The organism is Mesorhizobium sp. M1E.F.Ca.ET.045.02.1.1 (assembly GCF_003952485.1).
Lineage (GTDB): Bacteria > Pseudomonadota > Alphaproteobacteria > Rhizobiales > Rhizobiaceae > Mesorhizobium.
The window spans coordinates 756,699-770,670 of sequence record NZ_CP034447.1; the positions used below are offsets into that span (position 1 = coordinate 756,699).

Below are 13,972 nucleotides of genomic sequence, written 5' to 3' on the forward strand. Positions count from 1 at the left end.
TTAGCCTTTCAGAAATGCTGGTAGCGGCAGGTCAGAGCGCAGATTCGGTTCGCGCACGTAGGGGAAAGTGCGGGCTGCGGGCTTCGTCGGCATATCCACGCCATCTCCGACACGCTTGCCCCGCCCTCCATTCACGATCATCGAGAGCATATCGTCGAGGATGTCGTCATCGAGCCATCGGCCACCGGCGCTATTGTGCGCTCGATCATCCATCAGCGCGCGCTCGATCTCGAGGAAGCTCCCTGCGGAGAACGGGTTCGCGAGATCGACAATCAGAAAATCACCCAGGAACAGGTCGCGCAGCGGGTGACGACCATCTTCTTCAACGGGCCACTCGGTCGCCCCGTCCAACTCGTCCCAGTAAGCCAAATTCGCGTCGAGGCGTGTCTCGTATAGCGGGCGGTAGACGTCTGAGAGCGTGAACGTGTCCTCGCGATTGTACAAGTCACGCAACTCGATGTTTTTCGCGCGCGGATCGCGTGTCGGATTCGCCATCAGCACGTTCTTGGTCTCTGGCCGTCCGACGTGCTCGAGCCGCAGTGGCTTACCGTTGACTGTCACCACTGTTTCCGAAACGGCGGCGATCAATGTCGCGCCGCCGAAACGTTCCACGATTGATCGAAAAGGGATTTCGACCACGATCGAGAGGACGTCGCGAAACTGTACCGTATTCGCCGCGGTGTCGAACGACATCTTGCCGGAGAAATCCGTCCGGAGCGTAGCCTCGACATCCATGAAGAACGGATCGCTGACCAGTCCCGCAAACACGCGCATGCTTTCTTCTTCGACCTGCTCTCCGACTGTGAAGCTTGCCTTCAGGCCATCCGACGTGATGATCTGCCCCTTCTGGACTGCAGTCCCCTCGGGAACATCGCTGAACCGGACGTCGATGGTGTATTCGTTCGCGCCGGTGACGATGTGGCGCTCGGAGCGCGCCAATGGCCGTAGCCGGAATCGATGCGTGACGACGTTGCTGAACCGTGAATCCGGCGTCGCGAGCGGGAATACGTCCATGATGAGAACCAGGTTTCCCGGCCGCTCGGGGCTAGGGAACGCAAAAAAGTCCGAAATGTCGACTGCTGGATCGCCCATAATGGCTGGCCCGCTGAAATGATCTGACACGGTCGTTTTTCCTTTCGTTTGTTCAGAATCTCTGCTCTGCGATTAGGCGTAGGCCGTCGGCGACCGCTTGCACGCCCAGCGCAATCAAGAGGACGTTCATCACGCATCCGAGAATATTGAGGCCTGGATTGACGAGAGGGATCTTCGCAATGCGGTCGGCGGCCAGCATGACGATCAAGTCGAGGGCGAGCACCAAGGCCGCCATGGCCAGAACCCACAGTCCTTCCGAACTTGCCGGGTAAAGCGTGACCAGCAGGACCAGCAGCGCGAGGCCGTAGGGTGTGACGATGGTGGGAAAAGCGAGCGGCGAAAACGCCAGTTCGGTCGCGCTGGCCGGGTTAGCCGCTGATGACGGTTCACCTGCGCGCGGGCTATAGCCTGCCAACACGGGCCGTAGCGCAACGAGAACAAGGATGGCGCCTCCCGTAAGGAGGAGTGCGCCGATAGAAATGCCCCAGGCCTTAAGCGTTGCCGCGCCGATCGCCGCTACGACGAGCAGTCCGATCAATGCAACACTGAATGCCGTGAAGGCCGCCTGGCGCTTGAAGGCAGCACTGCGGCCCTGCGTCATCCCAAGAAATGGCAGGATGACGTTGAGCGGGCCGAGGGTAACGAAGAGGAACGTAAAAACTTCACCGAAGGTCCATGCGGAGAGTGCTCCGGGACGAAGCGCAGGCGCGGCGACGCCCTGCGCCGAGGCTGCCGAGACTGTCGCGGCGAACACCAATATAAGCGCAATAAGCCTGCCGAAGTTCTTCACAAAGAGTGTCCGGCGACCTCTGCCGGAATTGGTGGTGCGCAGGCGGATGGCCATTGTCGCAAGCTCCGATATCGCCCGTTAGAATCGCTGCTGGATCAGGCCTTCGAGCGCCTTCAGTCCGGGTACGAACAGATATTCGCCTCCCTTGACCGTGACGAAGCTGGGAAGATCGAACAGGAACGGCTGCTTAGCGCCCGGTACCATCATCTGAGAGCCTTCACCCCCCACGCCGTTGATCGGGTCCTGCTCGTTTGCGCCGAGTCCGATGAACTCACCGCCTTTCATCCATTCCTTTTGGACGAACTCGAATTGCCTCTCGATGTCGGCCTGGATGAAGAGGTTGATCAGCCCGCGATCGACGCCGTCGTCGTTGAGCGCGCCGTCCTCGAGGTGCGGCCCATATTCGACGCCGCGTCGGATCAGGCGATGCCTTCGCACCGTGGTCGCGCGCTTGAGGGCAGTGGCGCGTGGATTGGTTCTGCGTAGGTGCGCGCCGACTGGGCACCGCAGTCCCTGGTCGTCGCCTGCATAGCTGAAGTTGTTGCGGCGCTCCGGGTCCGCAGCGATGGCAAGGTCATCCTTGTCCGGCGACAGATCCACGGGGCAGCCGCTGCGCCACCGGCCCATCATCTTCGCTGCCACGCGTTCCTGTTGATACTCGTCGTCGGAACCGTAAAGCGACTTGGCCGCGGTTTGCAGAAATCTGCGGAAGGCAGCCACATCCTGATGGAGCTTGCGGAAGACCATGTACGTCCCATTCACCCGCAGCTCGAACGGTTCCGGACCCATGACGCCCGCAGGGCCAGCCTCGTCTTCGTAACCCAGCACAAACTCGCCGGCTTTCAAAGGACGCCAGGACCCATCCGGCTCCTGCACGCCGTCGCCAGGATACCAAGGCGCGTCGGCACCCTCGATCGGAGGCTGGGAGATCGGGTCGGCAAATCCAAAATGCTCGCCCTCGGAACCGATCCCGTTCGCATGCGCGAGCGCCATCGTGTCCTGGAGGAAGCGGACCTCTATTCCCCCGATCTCTTCCATTTCGGCACGGACGATCTCAGTCGCCAGTTCGCGGCCTTGATCGGAATCGGTCCGGATCCACGCCATCGCGTGAATGTCGGGACCGCCGAGACCGCCCTCCCAATGCTCTGGGGCGTGCAAGCCCGTGTCGCCGATCGCCTCGGCACGGGCGCGGGCGCCCATCCGAAAGGCCTGCGGAAAACTGTCAAGCGAACGTTTCGACAGGCCGAGCGCTGCTAGTCCTTCAAACGTGAAGCCGACGTTCACGGTGAAGCATGTCCCGTGCTCCTGCGGCCGAGCATTCACGCGCGCGATCATGACGCGCATCCATTCACGTGCCTTTGCGCCGTCATGGAATTTCAGGAAGATATGGCGCCCGTATCTCATGAGGATCGGCGCAACGACATTGTCCTGAATGTCGCTGAGATTCGCCCTCAAATCGGCGGCGGTCAAAGCGCGTGTCATTGCAGCAGTGCTCATTTGAAGGGATCCTCTCTGTTGTCGAGCGCACCGGCTGGAGTTGGCCGGCGCGTTGGATGAAGCACCCAAGGTCGGCCAACTTCGAAGTCTGACGTTGGATTAGGCGGCCTTCTTGAGACCGAGCCGCTCGGGAACGTTCGTAAATTGCGGCTCCTTGCCGGCGTCGGTGTCGATAGCCGCGCCGCTGCGCACGTGATCGAAAGGCTTTGCGAGTTCGACAAGAAAGCTGTCGACCAGGTCCTCTAACTTGCCTTCGCGCTTCGCGACGGCACGCTGGAACTTCTGGGTCTTCGCGTAGACGTCGGCCTGCTTCTCGATCTGGCTGTTGCTGAGGCTCGGGAAGGCATCATAAAGCGCGAGCGTCTTCATCTGACCGCGCGCAATGTACTGGACGATGTCGCGCGCCGTCGCCTCGGGGCCGGTCGGACATCCGATGCACTCACCCCAAATCGCCTCGAGGTTCTCCTTTCCGTTGAGCACAAAGTCATCGAAGTACTTCTCGAGGCTGCTATCGAACTGCGTGACGAAGTAGAGCGTCGAACCGAACTCGGTGCTCGTGCCGACGAACCACCGCGCGGCACGTATCAGGCCGAGGAGAGTGGTCGCTTCGGCAAAGGTCAGTTCCGGCGGGTTCCAGAATTCGCGGAAGGCGAGCTTGTTGGTGAATTTCACAAGGTCGGCATCGGGCTTGAGAGGCCACATGCCCGTGAACTCGTGCACCACACCGTCGCCGTCCTTCAAAATGAGGCCGGGATGACGCAGGTCCCACTCGACGGCGGAATTGGCGGATTTGTCGGGGTTCATTCTCATTCTCCAAATATGTGGCAACCCAACCTGATGTTGGCAATAGCCACTTTGTTGTTGACAGTGCCTACTTACTGCCGCGAGTTGGCGGTGTCAACTTAAATCGACCGAGTCCAGAAAATTTGCGACAGGCCGAAGTTGACGCTGGCCACTCAGCTGCTAGGATAGCCAGCATGAACACAGCTAAACCCGAACACCCTGATCGTGCGTATCACCATGGCGATCTTCAGCGCGCCATCGTCAATGCAGCGATCGACGTCCTGCGCGAGACGCAAAGCACCGAATTCTCCCTGCGAGAACTGGCCCGACGTGCCGGTGTGAGCCATAACGCGCCTTACAAGCACTTCGCAGATAAGCGAGAATTGTTGGGCGCCGTGTCCGCAGCGGGCTTCGATCAGCTTGCCGATCGAATGAGCGATGCGGGACGGGGACGCAGCAATCCGCGTACGCGCCTTACTGCAATGGCCCGCAGCCATGTGCGGCAGGGTATCGAAAATCCTGCGCTCTATAGACTGATGTTCGGTGGGTTGCTTGGCGTTGCGGGCGATGGCCGGCCTACAATCGAAATGGCAGCAGCCGAGAAACTGAGAGCGCTTATCGAGGGAGCCGTCATCGACGGCGCTCTAGGAAGCCCCGTCCCCAGGAGCCGGCGCAACACGTCAAAGATAGACAGCGCAGTGTTGAGCTATTGGTCGCAAATTCACGGCCTTACCTTGCTGCTGATCGATCGCCTTGTCGGCCCGAGCGCGCGGTCCGACAACCTGGCCGTTCGCGCGGTGAACACAATGATCGACGGATTGGCGGCGGGAATTCCTGCCCTGCCCTCCGACGTTTGGGTAGGACCGCGAATCCTGCAGCGAACGAGCGAGGAGCGGGGCCTCGGCGTCAGCATCTCGCAGGGTGGAGAGCAATCGCTGCCAGGGCAAGATCTGGCTACCGGTCCAGTCAACACGGGACAGTAAGCAGCTGGCGGCCAGGACCCGTCCCAACCATGTGCGAGAGTCCACCAGCGACGCGCTTTTAAGGCATGTCTCCCGAAAGTGGTAACCGGTTTCGGGACAAAGACATGCGCAAAATCAAAAACCTAAAGCGCATGGAGCGAATCTGAAAGATCGCGACGCGCGTAGGCGCAAACCAAATCATCCCGCGGGATCCACTGGAGTGGGCCCCGGCCGCGCATACGATGGGGTTCCGGCCTGCAGCTGGGGCAAGCCACTCCTGAAGCGCCATGAGGCGAGCCATGGTTCAGTCCACGGCTCGCCAATGAATCAAGCTTGCAATGCAAGGTCTCCTATCTCGGCGGCGTCCACGTGGACCTCGCTTGGTCGCGGTTCACTGATTCGGAACCAGGCGACATAAAGAGCCGGCAGGAAGATCAGGGTGAGAACCGTAGCGATGGCCAGGCCGCCAATGATGGCGAAGGCCATTGGCCCCCAGAAGACAGTCGGCGCGATCGGCACCATGCCGAGTGTCGCGGCGGCCGCCGTGAGCAGGATCGGACGTGTCCGGTGGAGCGCGGCTGTGACGACGGCGTCCCACGGATGGGCGCCGGTCCTCCTTTCGGTCTCGATCTGATCGATCAGGATGACCGAATTGCGCGCGATCATGCCGGTCAGCGCCAGCACACCCAGGATCGCGACGAAGCCGAGCGGAGCTTGTGCAAGCAGCAGGGCCGCCACCACACCAATGATGCCGAGCGGAGCAACACTCAAGACCAGGAACATGCGCTGGAAGCTCTGTAGCTGGAACATCAGGATCGTCAGCACAAGAAGACCCATGGCCGGCAGCACCGCCATAACCGAGCCTTGGGCCTTGCCACTCTCCTCCACCGAGCCGCCAGTCGAGATATGATAGCCGCTCGGCAGCGCCGCCACCAGTTTGTCGAGTTGAGGCTCAAAGGCCTTGACGGCCGTTGCCGGCAGCATACCAGGCACCACGTCGGCCTGCACGGTCAGGGTCGGAACGCGATCGCGCCGCCAGACGATTGGGTATTCCTGGGAATAGTCAAAGGTTGCGATCTGCCTCAGTGGAACCACCCGCCCGCCCGGAAGCGGGATCTGCAATGAGCGAAGCGATTCAAGAGAGGTCCGCTCTGTCTGCTCGGCGCGCGCGACCACGTCGACCAGATAAATATCGTCGCGAACCTGCGTCACCGTCGTGCCGGAGACAATGGCATTGAGCGCGGTGGCCACCACGGCGGAGCTAAGGCCCAGCTGTCTCGCCTGGTCCTGATCGACGCGGACACGCATAATCCGTGATGGCTCGACCCAGTCGAAGTTGACGTTGCGGAGGCCCGCAGTCTTGCCTAGGGCATCGGCAACCTCGAGAGCAATGGAGCGAACTTGGGCCGGGTCTGGTCCGTCCACCCGGTATTTCACCGGCCAGCCGACAGGGGGACCGAGTTCCAGCGGATTGACGCGCGCGACGACCTGCGGGAACCGCGTCGCCAAAGCCTTCTCGAGACGCGCGCGAACCTGCTCGCGTTCCTTAAGTCCTTTGGTGACAATGACTGACTGCGCGAAGAAGGGATTCGGCAGGGCTACGTCGAGCGGCAAATAAAAGCGAATGGCGCCCTGACCGACATAGGTCGAGAAATGCTCGACGTCAGGATCGGCGGCGACGATCTCGTCGAACTGTTGCACGACCTCGTTTGTCGCAAGAATCGAGGCGTTGTCTTGCAGCTTCAAATCCACCAATAACTCAGGCCGATCGGAGGACGGAAAGAACTGCTGCGGGATGAGACGGGCTCCGGCCAGGGCTGCAGCGAAGAGACCCGCCGTCACAAGGATGGTGATCCATTTGGCGCGCATTGCAGCCAACAGGGCACGCTTGAACAAGCGCATCGGCGCGCTCAGCATTTCACTATGCGAATGCTTTGGCTTTCCCAGGAGCGCAACGCCCACGACAGGGGCAAAGAGGCCCGACACCACCCAGGAAGCGATTAGGGACAGCGCCACCACGGCGAAGAGTGAGAAAGTGTATTCGCCCGCGTCACTGCGTGCAAAACCAACTGGCACAAAGCCAGCGACGGTGACGAGCGTCCCGGCAAGCCGCGGCATGGCAGTCGAAGCGTAGGCGAAGACGGCCGCGGTCGGCTTGTCGTCGCCACGTTCGAGGCGGCTCACCATGGTCTCGATGGTGATCATGGCATCATCGACCAACAGGCCGAGAGCGATGATGAGGGCGCCAAGCGAGATACGCTGAAGGTCGATGCCCAAGGCCAGCATTGCCGCGAAAACGACTGCGAGGACCAGCGGAATCGAGATCGCGACAACGGAGCCGGCGCGGAAGCCGAGGCTCAAAACGCTCACAACGAGGACGATGGCGATCGCTTCCCACAGCGCTTCCATGAACTCGCCGATCGCATGGCTGACCGTCTCCGGCTGGTTCGCGATCATTGTGGGCTCGATGCCGACCGGCAAGTCCTTCCTAAGTTCCTTTACCGTTTCTTCGACGTTGCGACCGAGCGCCAGGACGTCGCCGCCGTCGCGCATGGAGATCCCGAGGCCCAGGCCAGGCTTGCCGTTGATGCGAAAGATCGGATCTGGCGGGTTGGCATCCTCGCGGCGCACTTGAGCGATGTCGGCAAGGCGAATGATGCGATCGCCCACGGCAAAGTTGACGGCGAGGATATCCTTCTCGGATTTCAGCGCCCCGCTTACCTGCAGTTTGATGCCTTCCTGATCGGTGACGATCTCACCCGAGGGAACCACGACGTTTTGAGCCTGCAGCGCTGTTGTCAGAGCTTCCGCGGTAAGGCCGTAGCCCGCGAGCTTTTGAGGCGAGAACTCGATGTAGATGCGCTCAGGCTGCGCGCCGATCAAATTTACCTTGGCGACATCGGGCACCTGCAAGAGCCGAGAACGGACGTTTTCCACGTAGTCTCGTAACTCGCGGTTGGTGTAGCCGTCGGCGGTGAAACCATAGATGATGCCGTAGGTATCGCCGAACTCATCATCGGCTACCGGGCCGATCACGCCCTGCGGCAAGGTCAGCCTGATGTCTTCAATTTTCTTGCGCACCTGATACCAGGTATCCGCCACCGTCTTCGGGGGCGTCGATCCTTTCAGGTATACGAAGACCGTGGACTCGCCGGCCTTGGTGTAGCTCTTCAGGTAGTCGAGATGAGGCGTTTCCTGAAGCTTGCGCTCCAAGCGTTCGGTTACCTGGTGCAGGGTGTCGTCGAGCGTGGCGCCAGGCCATCTCGCCTGCACCACCATGGTCTTGATGGTGAACGTGGGATCCTCGTTGCGCCCCAGTTGCAGGTAAGCCCCGATCCCTAGGACAAGGATAGCCAGCATCAGGTAGTAGACGACCGAGCGATGCGCGAGCGCCCAAGCGGAGAGATTGAAGCGGTTCATCGGGAAGCTCCCAGCAACCGGACGTTCTGGCCGGGCCTCAGCGCATGCACGCCGGCGGTCACTACGATTTCGCCGCTCTCGACCCCTCGCGATATCACGATGCGGGAGGAATCCTGTCGAAGCAGGTCGACGGTTCGAAGCGAGACTTGCTGCGTTTTGCCGTCGACGATCCAGACCGCCGGCCGGTCCCCTGCTGTGGTCAGGGCAGTCGCTGGCAGCTCTATGCCGCTCGCCACCTGCATATGCGTCTGACCGGTCACTGTTGCTCCAAGGCGCATCGCCTTCGGCCAGGCGCTAAGCGCAACTTTAACCCGGTAGCTCCGGGTGACGGGATCCGCCTGTGGCGCCACCTCACGGACCTGGCCAACGGCGCGCACCGACGGATCATCGGTCAGCGCGATGTCGATCGACGCGTCAGGGGCGACCTGGCGCATGAGGCTCGCGGGCACGTCGAATACCGCGTCGGCACCGTCACCGTGCGCGACCGTGACAATCGTCTGACCTGCCCTGACAACCTCCCCGGCCTCCGCCCCGGTGGCGATCACGGTGCCGGGCGCGTCGGCGACCAGTTTGGTGTAGCCGAACTGGTCCTGGGCCGTGTGCAATACGGCCGCCGTGGAATCCACCTGGGCTTTGGCGTTAAGAAATGCCCTCTCAGCGGCATCGAACTGGGCCCGGGTGGTCCAGCCCTGCCCGAGCAGAGTCCTTTGACGCTCCAGAGTGTTGGCGGCTTCGTGGACGGCCGCTTGTGCTGCTTCGTTCTGCGCCTGTGCGGCATGCAGTCCATCCTGCTGGGGCTGCGGATCGATTTCGGCGACAACGTCGCCCGGCTGGACCACCTGCCCCACACTGGCCTTGCGGCTAATCATCCGGCCGTCAATGCGGAAGGCAAGGTTCTCCTCGGTGCGTGCGCGGACATGGCCCGTGAGCGAAACGGGCTCCCCTTCCGTGCTGGCGGAGGCGACCACGGTTCGCACAGGGCGGACCTCCGGTGGTGGCGGCGCGGACGCACCAACGCACGCAAAGACGGCTAATCCCAGGCAGGCAATCGTGGATGCGGACTTCATGACAGACCCTCTGTTGTGGCCAGTCCGACGAAATTCGTCGCCGGCCTCGCCAATTTCGGGCTTGCTTATATACATTCATGTATGTATGTAAATAGGGAAAGTCGTGAATGTATGTAAAAATTGACGCAGAGGAAGGACTTCACTGATGAGACGCACCAAGGCCGAGGCCGAACAGACACGCGAGGCCGTCTTGGCCGCGGCGATCGACGTCTTCCTCGAGCGCGGCGTGACCCGTGCTACCTTGGAACAGATCGCAAGTGCCGCAGGCGTAACACGCGGGGCTGTCTACTGGCATTTCCGCGACAAGCAGGAGATCTTCACGGCGCTGGAGCGGCGGGCCAATATGCCGAACGAGGAGTTTGGCGATCGCCTTACGGCTCGCCTCGCCACTCAGCCTGATCTTGATCCATTGCGCGAGCTGGCCGACGTAATCCGGGACGGGCTGCAGGCATTCGAAACCCATCCGGAACGTTCCCGCATCCTTACAATACTCTGGCTGCGTTGCGAATATTCCGAGGACATGCTGCCGGTGGTGATGCGTCAGCGGGAAGCGGACCTGGCGCTCCAGAAATTGTTCGAGTCCGTGATAGCACTCGCGGCAACCCGCGGCCGGCTCGCGCCCGCCCTCTCACCAGAATTGGCAGCGCGCGCGCTCCTGCTTTTGGTCAATGGATCGGTTCTCGATTGGCTCCGCGCTCCCGGACAGTTTGAGCTCACAACAAGCACAATGCCGATGGTGGCCGGGTTTCTCGAGGCGATCAGCGCGCCAAAGGTGCAGCCAGCGGCCGATCACGCGGCGAACATGATTCCTCGGAGTATGACATGACAGTTCGGGGGAGATGCGGTTCAGCATTGGCGCGGTCGATGTGCGCACCGGCACGTCATCCGGCCCGAGCCCGAGCAGATGATGCCGAGTGGGTCTGTGACGGCCAGTCGGCGATCGTCAGCCACGGCAGGTTCATGAGTAGCTGGCGACCGGGTCATCCCCGGGGTGATGGCTGCGAAAAGAACGAAGCTCGGAGGGATACAGGGCCCTCCAACCACATTCTTCAAATGGATTCCACGATGCCCGGACGAGGCAACACCCGCGACTACACCGACAAGATGCTGCTCGCGGCTCTGCAGGAAGCGCAGACCACGGTACGCGCCTATGACACAAAGGCGCAAATCGTCGGCGTGGGCTACATCCTGGCGCTAAATCTGGTGCTCCATTTCGGCGATCTCCTGCCGACGCACGCGCCTCTCGGGCCACTGTTCTTCGCAGGCGTCTGGGGCGTTCTCATAATGCCGATTCTGCAGTTCGGGCAGGTGATTCACCCGAGCCGGACCCGCGCGGAAAAGGATCTTGTCGCGAAGAAGTTCTGTGACTCCGAGCAGCGCGTTTATTACGTCGACCCCAGCACATTCGCCAATCTCGGGGACTTCGTCCGCGAGGCGCTGACCTCCGATTGGACCGCGGTTCTTGCCGCCGAACTGCTCAAGGTGTCTCGAGTTAGGATCATCAAGCAGACGCGCTTCCGGCGCGCTCTGATGATGACCGTCGTCGCTTTCATCGTCCTCGCAGCCGATCAGTTTCTGCGAAGTCTGGCCGTCGTCCGATGAGAAGAGAACGTCACGCTTGGCCGAGGCTGAGGTTTCATGTGCTTTGGTGGCGAGGCCTGCTTGTTCCCGCGATGCTGTGCCTGCTGATCAGCTGCGCCGCTCGACCCGAAAACGTCTTTCAACCTCTCCCCTTTGCCGCCAGTGATGCTGGCCACGTCGACATGCTGGTCGCGACGACGCGCAAGCCATCTGACGATCGCGGCCAGCTTTATAGTGGCGATCGCGGAGCGGCGATCTCGCTCAATAGGATAGTCGTCTCCATTCCTCCGGATCGGAACCGCACGGTCGGAGAGATCCAGTGGCCTCTGCTCGTGAAGCCCGATCCCGAAAAGGAGTTTGCGGTACTCAGCGTAGACAAAATCGCCTCGCAACGCGCAGTTCTTGAGTGGGTTCGCAAGAATCGCAACGGCAAGCGGCAGTTGCTCATCTTCGTGCATGGCTTCAACAACACATACGCCGATACCGTCTTCCGCTTCGCCCAGATCGTTCACGATACCGGAACCGATGCAGCGCCGATTCTCTTCACATGGCCGTCGCGCGGGAATCCATTCGACTATCTCTATGACAAGGAAAGCACTACCTACTCACGTCGCGCCTTGGAAGACCTGATCCTCCAGGCCACAAGAAGTCCCGACGTCGCCGACGTGACGATCCTGGCTCACTCAATGGGCGCATGGCTTACGGCCGAGGCGCTGCGCGATATCGCCATGCGCAACCAGGCCATCCCGACGAAAGTCAGGAACGTGGTTTTCGCGTCGCCGGATATCGACATCGACGTGTTTCGCCGTCAGTTCATCGAGATGGGCGCCACCCGGCCGCATTTCACGATCTTTACGTCAACCAATGACAAAGCCCTGCAAGTCTCCCGGCTGCTTTCGGGAGGAGTTCGACGCGTCGGTGGAACCGATCTGAGGCCCTACGCTTCCATACTCGAAGCGCTTGGCGTTTCGGTTATCGACACCAGCGACATCACACCCCGCGATCCACTCGGCCACAGCGCGTTTGCCGATACCCCCGGCATTGTGCGCCTTCTTGGGCGGCGGCTGGCAGGACAAAGCCTGGCCGGAGAAGAGGCGACGTATGCGGATAAGATCGGGGTGACGACCGCCGATCTCGCTGGTTCCGCAGCGCGGTTGGCCATTGCTGCCCCAGCCGCAGTCATCAGCCCTAAGGCTCGCGAGATCTTGAAACGGGAGCTTTCCTCAAACGGGGGCCAGATACTGGACGGGCAGATTTCCTACTGATCGCGCGCGTGGCTTCAAGCGAATTGGTGATCCGAGCTTACCGTCGAGAGTGAAACGATGGCCCTTCCCAGCATTGCGAGCAATGATCATTCTGCCGCTGAGAGATTGCGGATCATTCGAGCTGGCACGGCGGCGTGTCGCCTGTATGGCCCGTCGAAAACGACAGTCGCCGACATCGCTCGACTGCTCGGAAAATCTCCCGCAAGCCTGTACCGAACATTCTCCTCGAAGGCAGAGATATGGGACGCCATCGCAGCGGATTTCTACGAAAGTGACCTCTGCTTCGAGCCATCCAGTGCAGGCCACTTGACGCGCGCAACAGACCAACTGAAAGAAACGATGCTTGGCCACCATCGCTTGCTGCTGCAGGCCCAGCAGGGCGACCCGCAAATGTACGGTCTGATTGTCCTTACCGCGAGCAGCAACTGGCCGTCCTACAGACAATATCGAAATCGGCTTCACAGCCTCGTGGGAGAGCTTATTCGTGACGGCATTCGCACCAAGGAGTTCCAACCGACACATGTGCACGCGGCCGCCTCCTGCTTATGCGCCTCGCTCGTCGTCTTGTGGGACCCCAGATTTGTCGGTGCAACGCCTCCGAACCATTGCGAAATTTCAGCTCTGGAACTCGTCTCCTTTGCGGTTGATGCGTTGCGGTAACTGCATTTGAGCTATGTTTGTAGGAGGACAACGACTTCCGCGCGGCTGTGGCCGGCCGCCGCAAGCTGGTGATCGCCGCGCTGTGGACCGAGGTCGCCTTTGCTTTCCGACGCTCGATGCCCTGCGTGACGGATACGAAGTCTATCCAATCATCGATGCGGTCGAAGGCACCTCTTCTGAAGCCCACGATCTGGCGACCCGGCGGATGGCGCAGGCCGGAGCCAGGCCGATCAGCTGGGTTCAGCTCATCTGCCAACTGCAGCGCGACTGGCAGCGCAAGGACACCGTGGGCGAGTTCGCCAACATCCTCTTTGCGGTGGAAGGCAACTGAGATGCCGCAATTTTAAAAGTCCGGGACCGGCACCTCCCAGCAATCGGTTACGCAGTCGGCCTTTTGGCTATGACCTGCACCGCCACACCTCTGCGGGCAGCGGAAGAAACGGCAACGCATAATCGTCGACCGTGCCGCCGCGCCGTTCTAGCCATACGAGAAGACTGGAGCGTGCATCGCTCGTTAACTCCAACTGAACCAGTCGGCCTGTCTTCTGTTGCACGACCCTGTCGCGGGTTCGAATGTCCGGCACGAGAACCAAGGTGCCAATCTTGACCTTGGACGAGATCGCAGCCGCGCAACTTGCTTTCGATTGCTAGATCGAAGAGGACTCGATCGCGCAATCGCCGCTCTCGGTCGAGAAAGAACCGGATCGCCCATATCTGTCGAGGTTTCAACGGCCGTTTCGTTCCGATCTTCTTGCCCGCGTTCCACGCGCGGCGATCGGGAGCGGTGAGGTCATAGTGAGAATGTCCCATTTCGTTTCTCCTTCGGCCATGATTGGCCACGGGAGCAACGCCCAG

General features: G+C 61.0%; 12 protein-coding genes and 1 pseudogene. 6 read left to right on the forward strand and 7 right to left on the reverse strand.

What is annotated here, in order from left to right:
- The 4 genes from EJ070_RS03535 to EJ070_RS03550 form a co-directional block, all read right to left on the reverse strand.
- Positions 1-1,122, reverse strand: a complete 1,122-nt coding sequence (locus tag EJ070_RS03535; protein ID WP_126090080.1) for a DUF4331 family protein — start codon at positions 1,120-1,122, stop codon at positions 1-3.
- A gap of 22 nt (positions 1,123-1,144) precedes the next feature.
- A complete protein-coding gene (locus EJ070_RS03540) occupies positions 1,145-1,936 on the reverse strand; it encodes a MarC family protein (protein ID WP_126090081.1) in 792 nt (263 codons plus the stop codon).
- Between the two features lie 24 nt (positions 1,937-1,960).
- The gene (locus tag EJ070_RS03545) at positions 1,961-3,379 is read right to left on the reverse strand and encodes a Dyp-type peroxidase (RefSeq protein ID WP_245464799.1); all 1,419 of its coding nucleotides are present in this window, start codon (positions 3,377-3,379) and stop codon (positions 1,961-1,963) included.
- A 99-nt stretch (positions 3,380-3,478) separates the two neighbouring features.
- The gene (locus tag EJ070_RS03550; RefSeq protein ID WP_245464800.1) at positions 3,479-4,183 is read right to left on the reverse strand and encodes a hypothetical protein; all 705 of its coding nucleotides are present in this window, start codon (positions 4,181-4,183) and stop codon (positions 3,479-3,481) included.
- 173 nt (positions 4,184-4,356) lie between these two features.
- On the opposite strand from EJ070_RS03550, the gene EJ070_RS03555 reads away from it, so the two are divergent.
- On the forward strand, positions 4,357-5,145 hold the full coding sequence (locus tag EJ070_RS03555) for a TetR/AcrR family transcriptional regulator (protein WP_126090083.1): 789 nt from the start codon (positions 4,357-4,359) through the stop codon (positions 5,143-5,145).
- 306 nt (positions 5,146-5,451) lie between these two features.
- On the opposite strand, the gene EJ070_RS03560 is transcribed toward EJ070_RS03555, so the two are convergent.
- Both EJ070_RS03560 and EJ070_RS03565 read right to left on the reverse strand, forming a co-directional pair.
- Positions 5,452-8,544, reverse strand: a complete 3,093-nt coding sequence (locus EJ070_RS03560; protein WP_126090084.1) for an efflux RND transporter permease subunit — start codon at positions 8,542-8,544, stop codon at positions 5,452-5,454.
- Complete coding sequence (locus tag EJ070_RS03565; RefSeq protein ID WP_189350351.1) at positions 8,541-9,611, reverse strand: efflux RND transporter periplasmic adaptor subunit; 1,071 nt, start codon at positions 9,609-9,611, stop codon at positions 8,541-8,543. The genes EJ070_RS03560 and EJ070_RS03565 overlap by 4 nt, the downstream gene beginning before the upstream one ends.
- 145 nt (positions 9,612-9,756) lie before the next feature.
- On the opposite strand from EJ070_RS03565, the gene EJ070_RS03570 reads away from it, so the two are divergent.
- The 5 genes from EJ070_RS03570 to EJ070_RS03590 all read left to right on the forward strand — a co-directional run bounded on the left by EJ070_RS03570 (position 9,757) and on the right by EJ070_RS03590 (position 13,448).
- Positions 9,757-10,437 (forward strand): TetR family transcriptional regulator, encoded by a 681-nt coding sequence (locus tag EJ070_RS03570; protein WP_126090086.1) that lies wholly within the window; start codon positions 9,757-9,759, stop codon positions 10,435-10,437.
- Positions 10,438-10,475: 38 nt separating this feature from the next.
- The gene (locus EJ070_RS03575; protein WP_245464801.1) at positions 10,476-11,213 is read left to right on the forward strand and encodes a hypothetical protein; all 738 of its coding nucleotides are present in this window, start codon (positions 10,476-10,478) and stop codon (positions 11,211-11,213) included.
- Between the two features lie 71 nt (positions 11,214-11,284).
- Positions 11,285-12,457 carry an alpha/beta hydrolase gene (locus EJ070_RS03580; protein ID WP_245464918.1) on the forward strand — a complete coding sequence of 391 codons (1,173 nt, stop codon included), beginning with the start codon at positions 11,285-11,287 and terminating at the stop codon, positions 12,455-12,457.
- Positions 12,458-12,514: 57 nt separating this feature from the next.
- Positions 12,515-13,117, forward strand: a complete 603-nt coding sequence (locus EJ070_RS03585; protein ID WP_126090088.1) for a TetR/AcrR family transcriptional regulator — start codon at positions 12,515-12,517, stop codon at positions 13,115-13,117.
- Between the two features lie 82 nt (positions 13,118-13,199).
- Positions 13,200-13,448 (forward strand): isochorismatase family protein, encoded by a 249-nt coding sequence (locus tag EJ070_RS03590; RefSeq protein WP_245464802.1) that lies wholly within the window; start codon positions 13,200-13,202, stop codon positions 13,446-13,448.
- Between the two features lie 109 nt (positions 13,449-13,557).
- Here the strand turns inward: EJ070_RS03590 and EJ070_RS36955 are convergent.
- Positions 13,558-13,927, reverse strand: a pseudogene (locus tag EJ070_RS36955) (integrase); the annotation flags it as partial.
- Positions 13,928-13,972 lie beyond the last annotated feature (45 nt).

Bases quoted from the DNA above. Each gene is read 5' to 3' on its own strand.
- EJ070_RS03585 (WP_126090088.1), top strand. From the start codon at position 12,515: ATGGCCCTTCCCAGCATTGCGAGCAATGATCATTCTGCCGCTGAGAGA.
- EJ070_RS03565 (WP_189350351.1), bottom strand. From the start codon at position 9,611: ATGAAGTCCGCATCCACGATTGCCTGCCTGGGATTAGCCGTCTTTGCG.
- EJ070_RS03555 (WP_126090083.1), top strand. From the start codon at position 4,357: ATGAACACAGCTAAACCCGAACACCCTGATCGTGCGTATCACCATGGC.
- EJ070_RS03570 (WP_126090086.1), top strand. From the start codon at position 9,757: ATGAGACGCACCAAGGCCGAGGCCGAACAGACACGCGAGGCCGTCTTG.
- EJ070_RS03580 (WP_245464918.1), top strand. From the start codon at position 11,285: ATGCTGTGCCTGCTGATCAGCTGCGCCGCTCGACCCGAAAACGTCTTT.
- EJ070_RS03550 (WP_245464800.1), bottom strand. From the start codon at position 4,183: ATGAACCCCGACAAATCCGCCAATTCCGCCGTCGAGTGGGACCTGCGT.
- EJ070_RS03560 (WP_126090084.1), bottom strand. From the start codon at position 8,544: ATGAACCGCTTCAATCTCTCCGCTTGGGCGCTCGCGCATCGCTCGGTC.
- EJ070_RS03545 (WP_245464799.1), bottom strand. From the start codon at position 3,379: ATGAGCACTGCTGCAATGACACGCGCTTTGACCGCCGCCGATTTGAGG.
- EJ070_RS03575 (WP_245464801.1), top strand. From the start codon at position 10,476: ATGTGCGCACCGGCACGTCATCCGGCCCGAGCCCGAGCAGATGATGCC.
- EJ070_RS03540 (WP_126090081.1), bottom strand. From the start codon at position 1,936: ATGGCCATCCGCCTGCGCACCACCAATTCCGGCAGAGGTCGCCGGACA.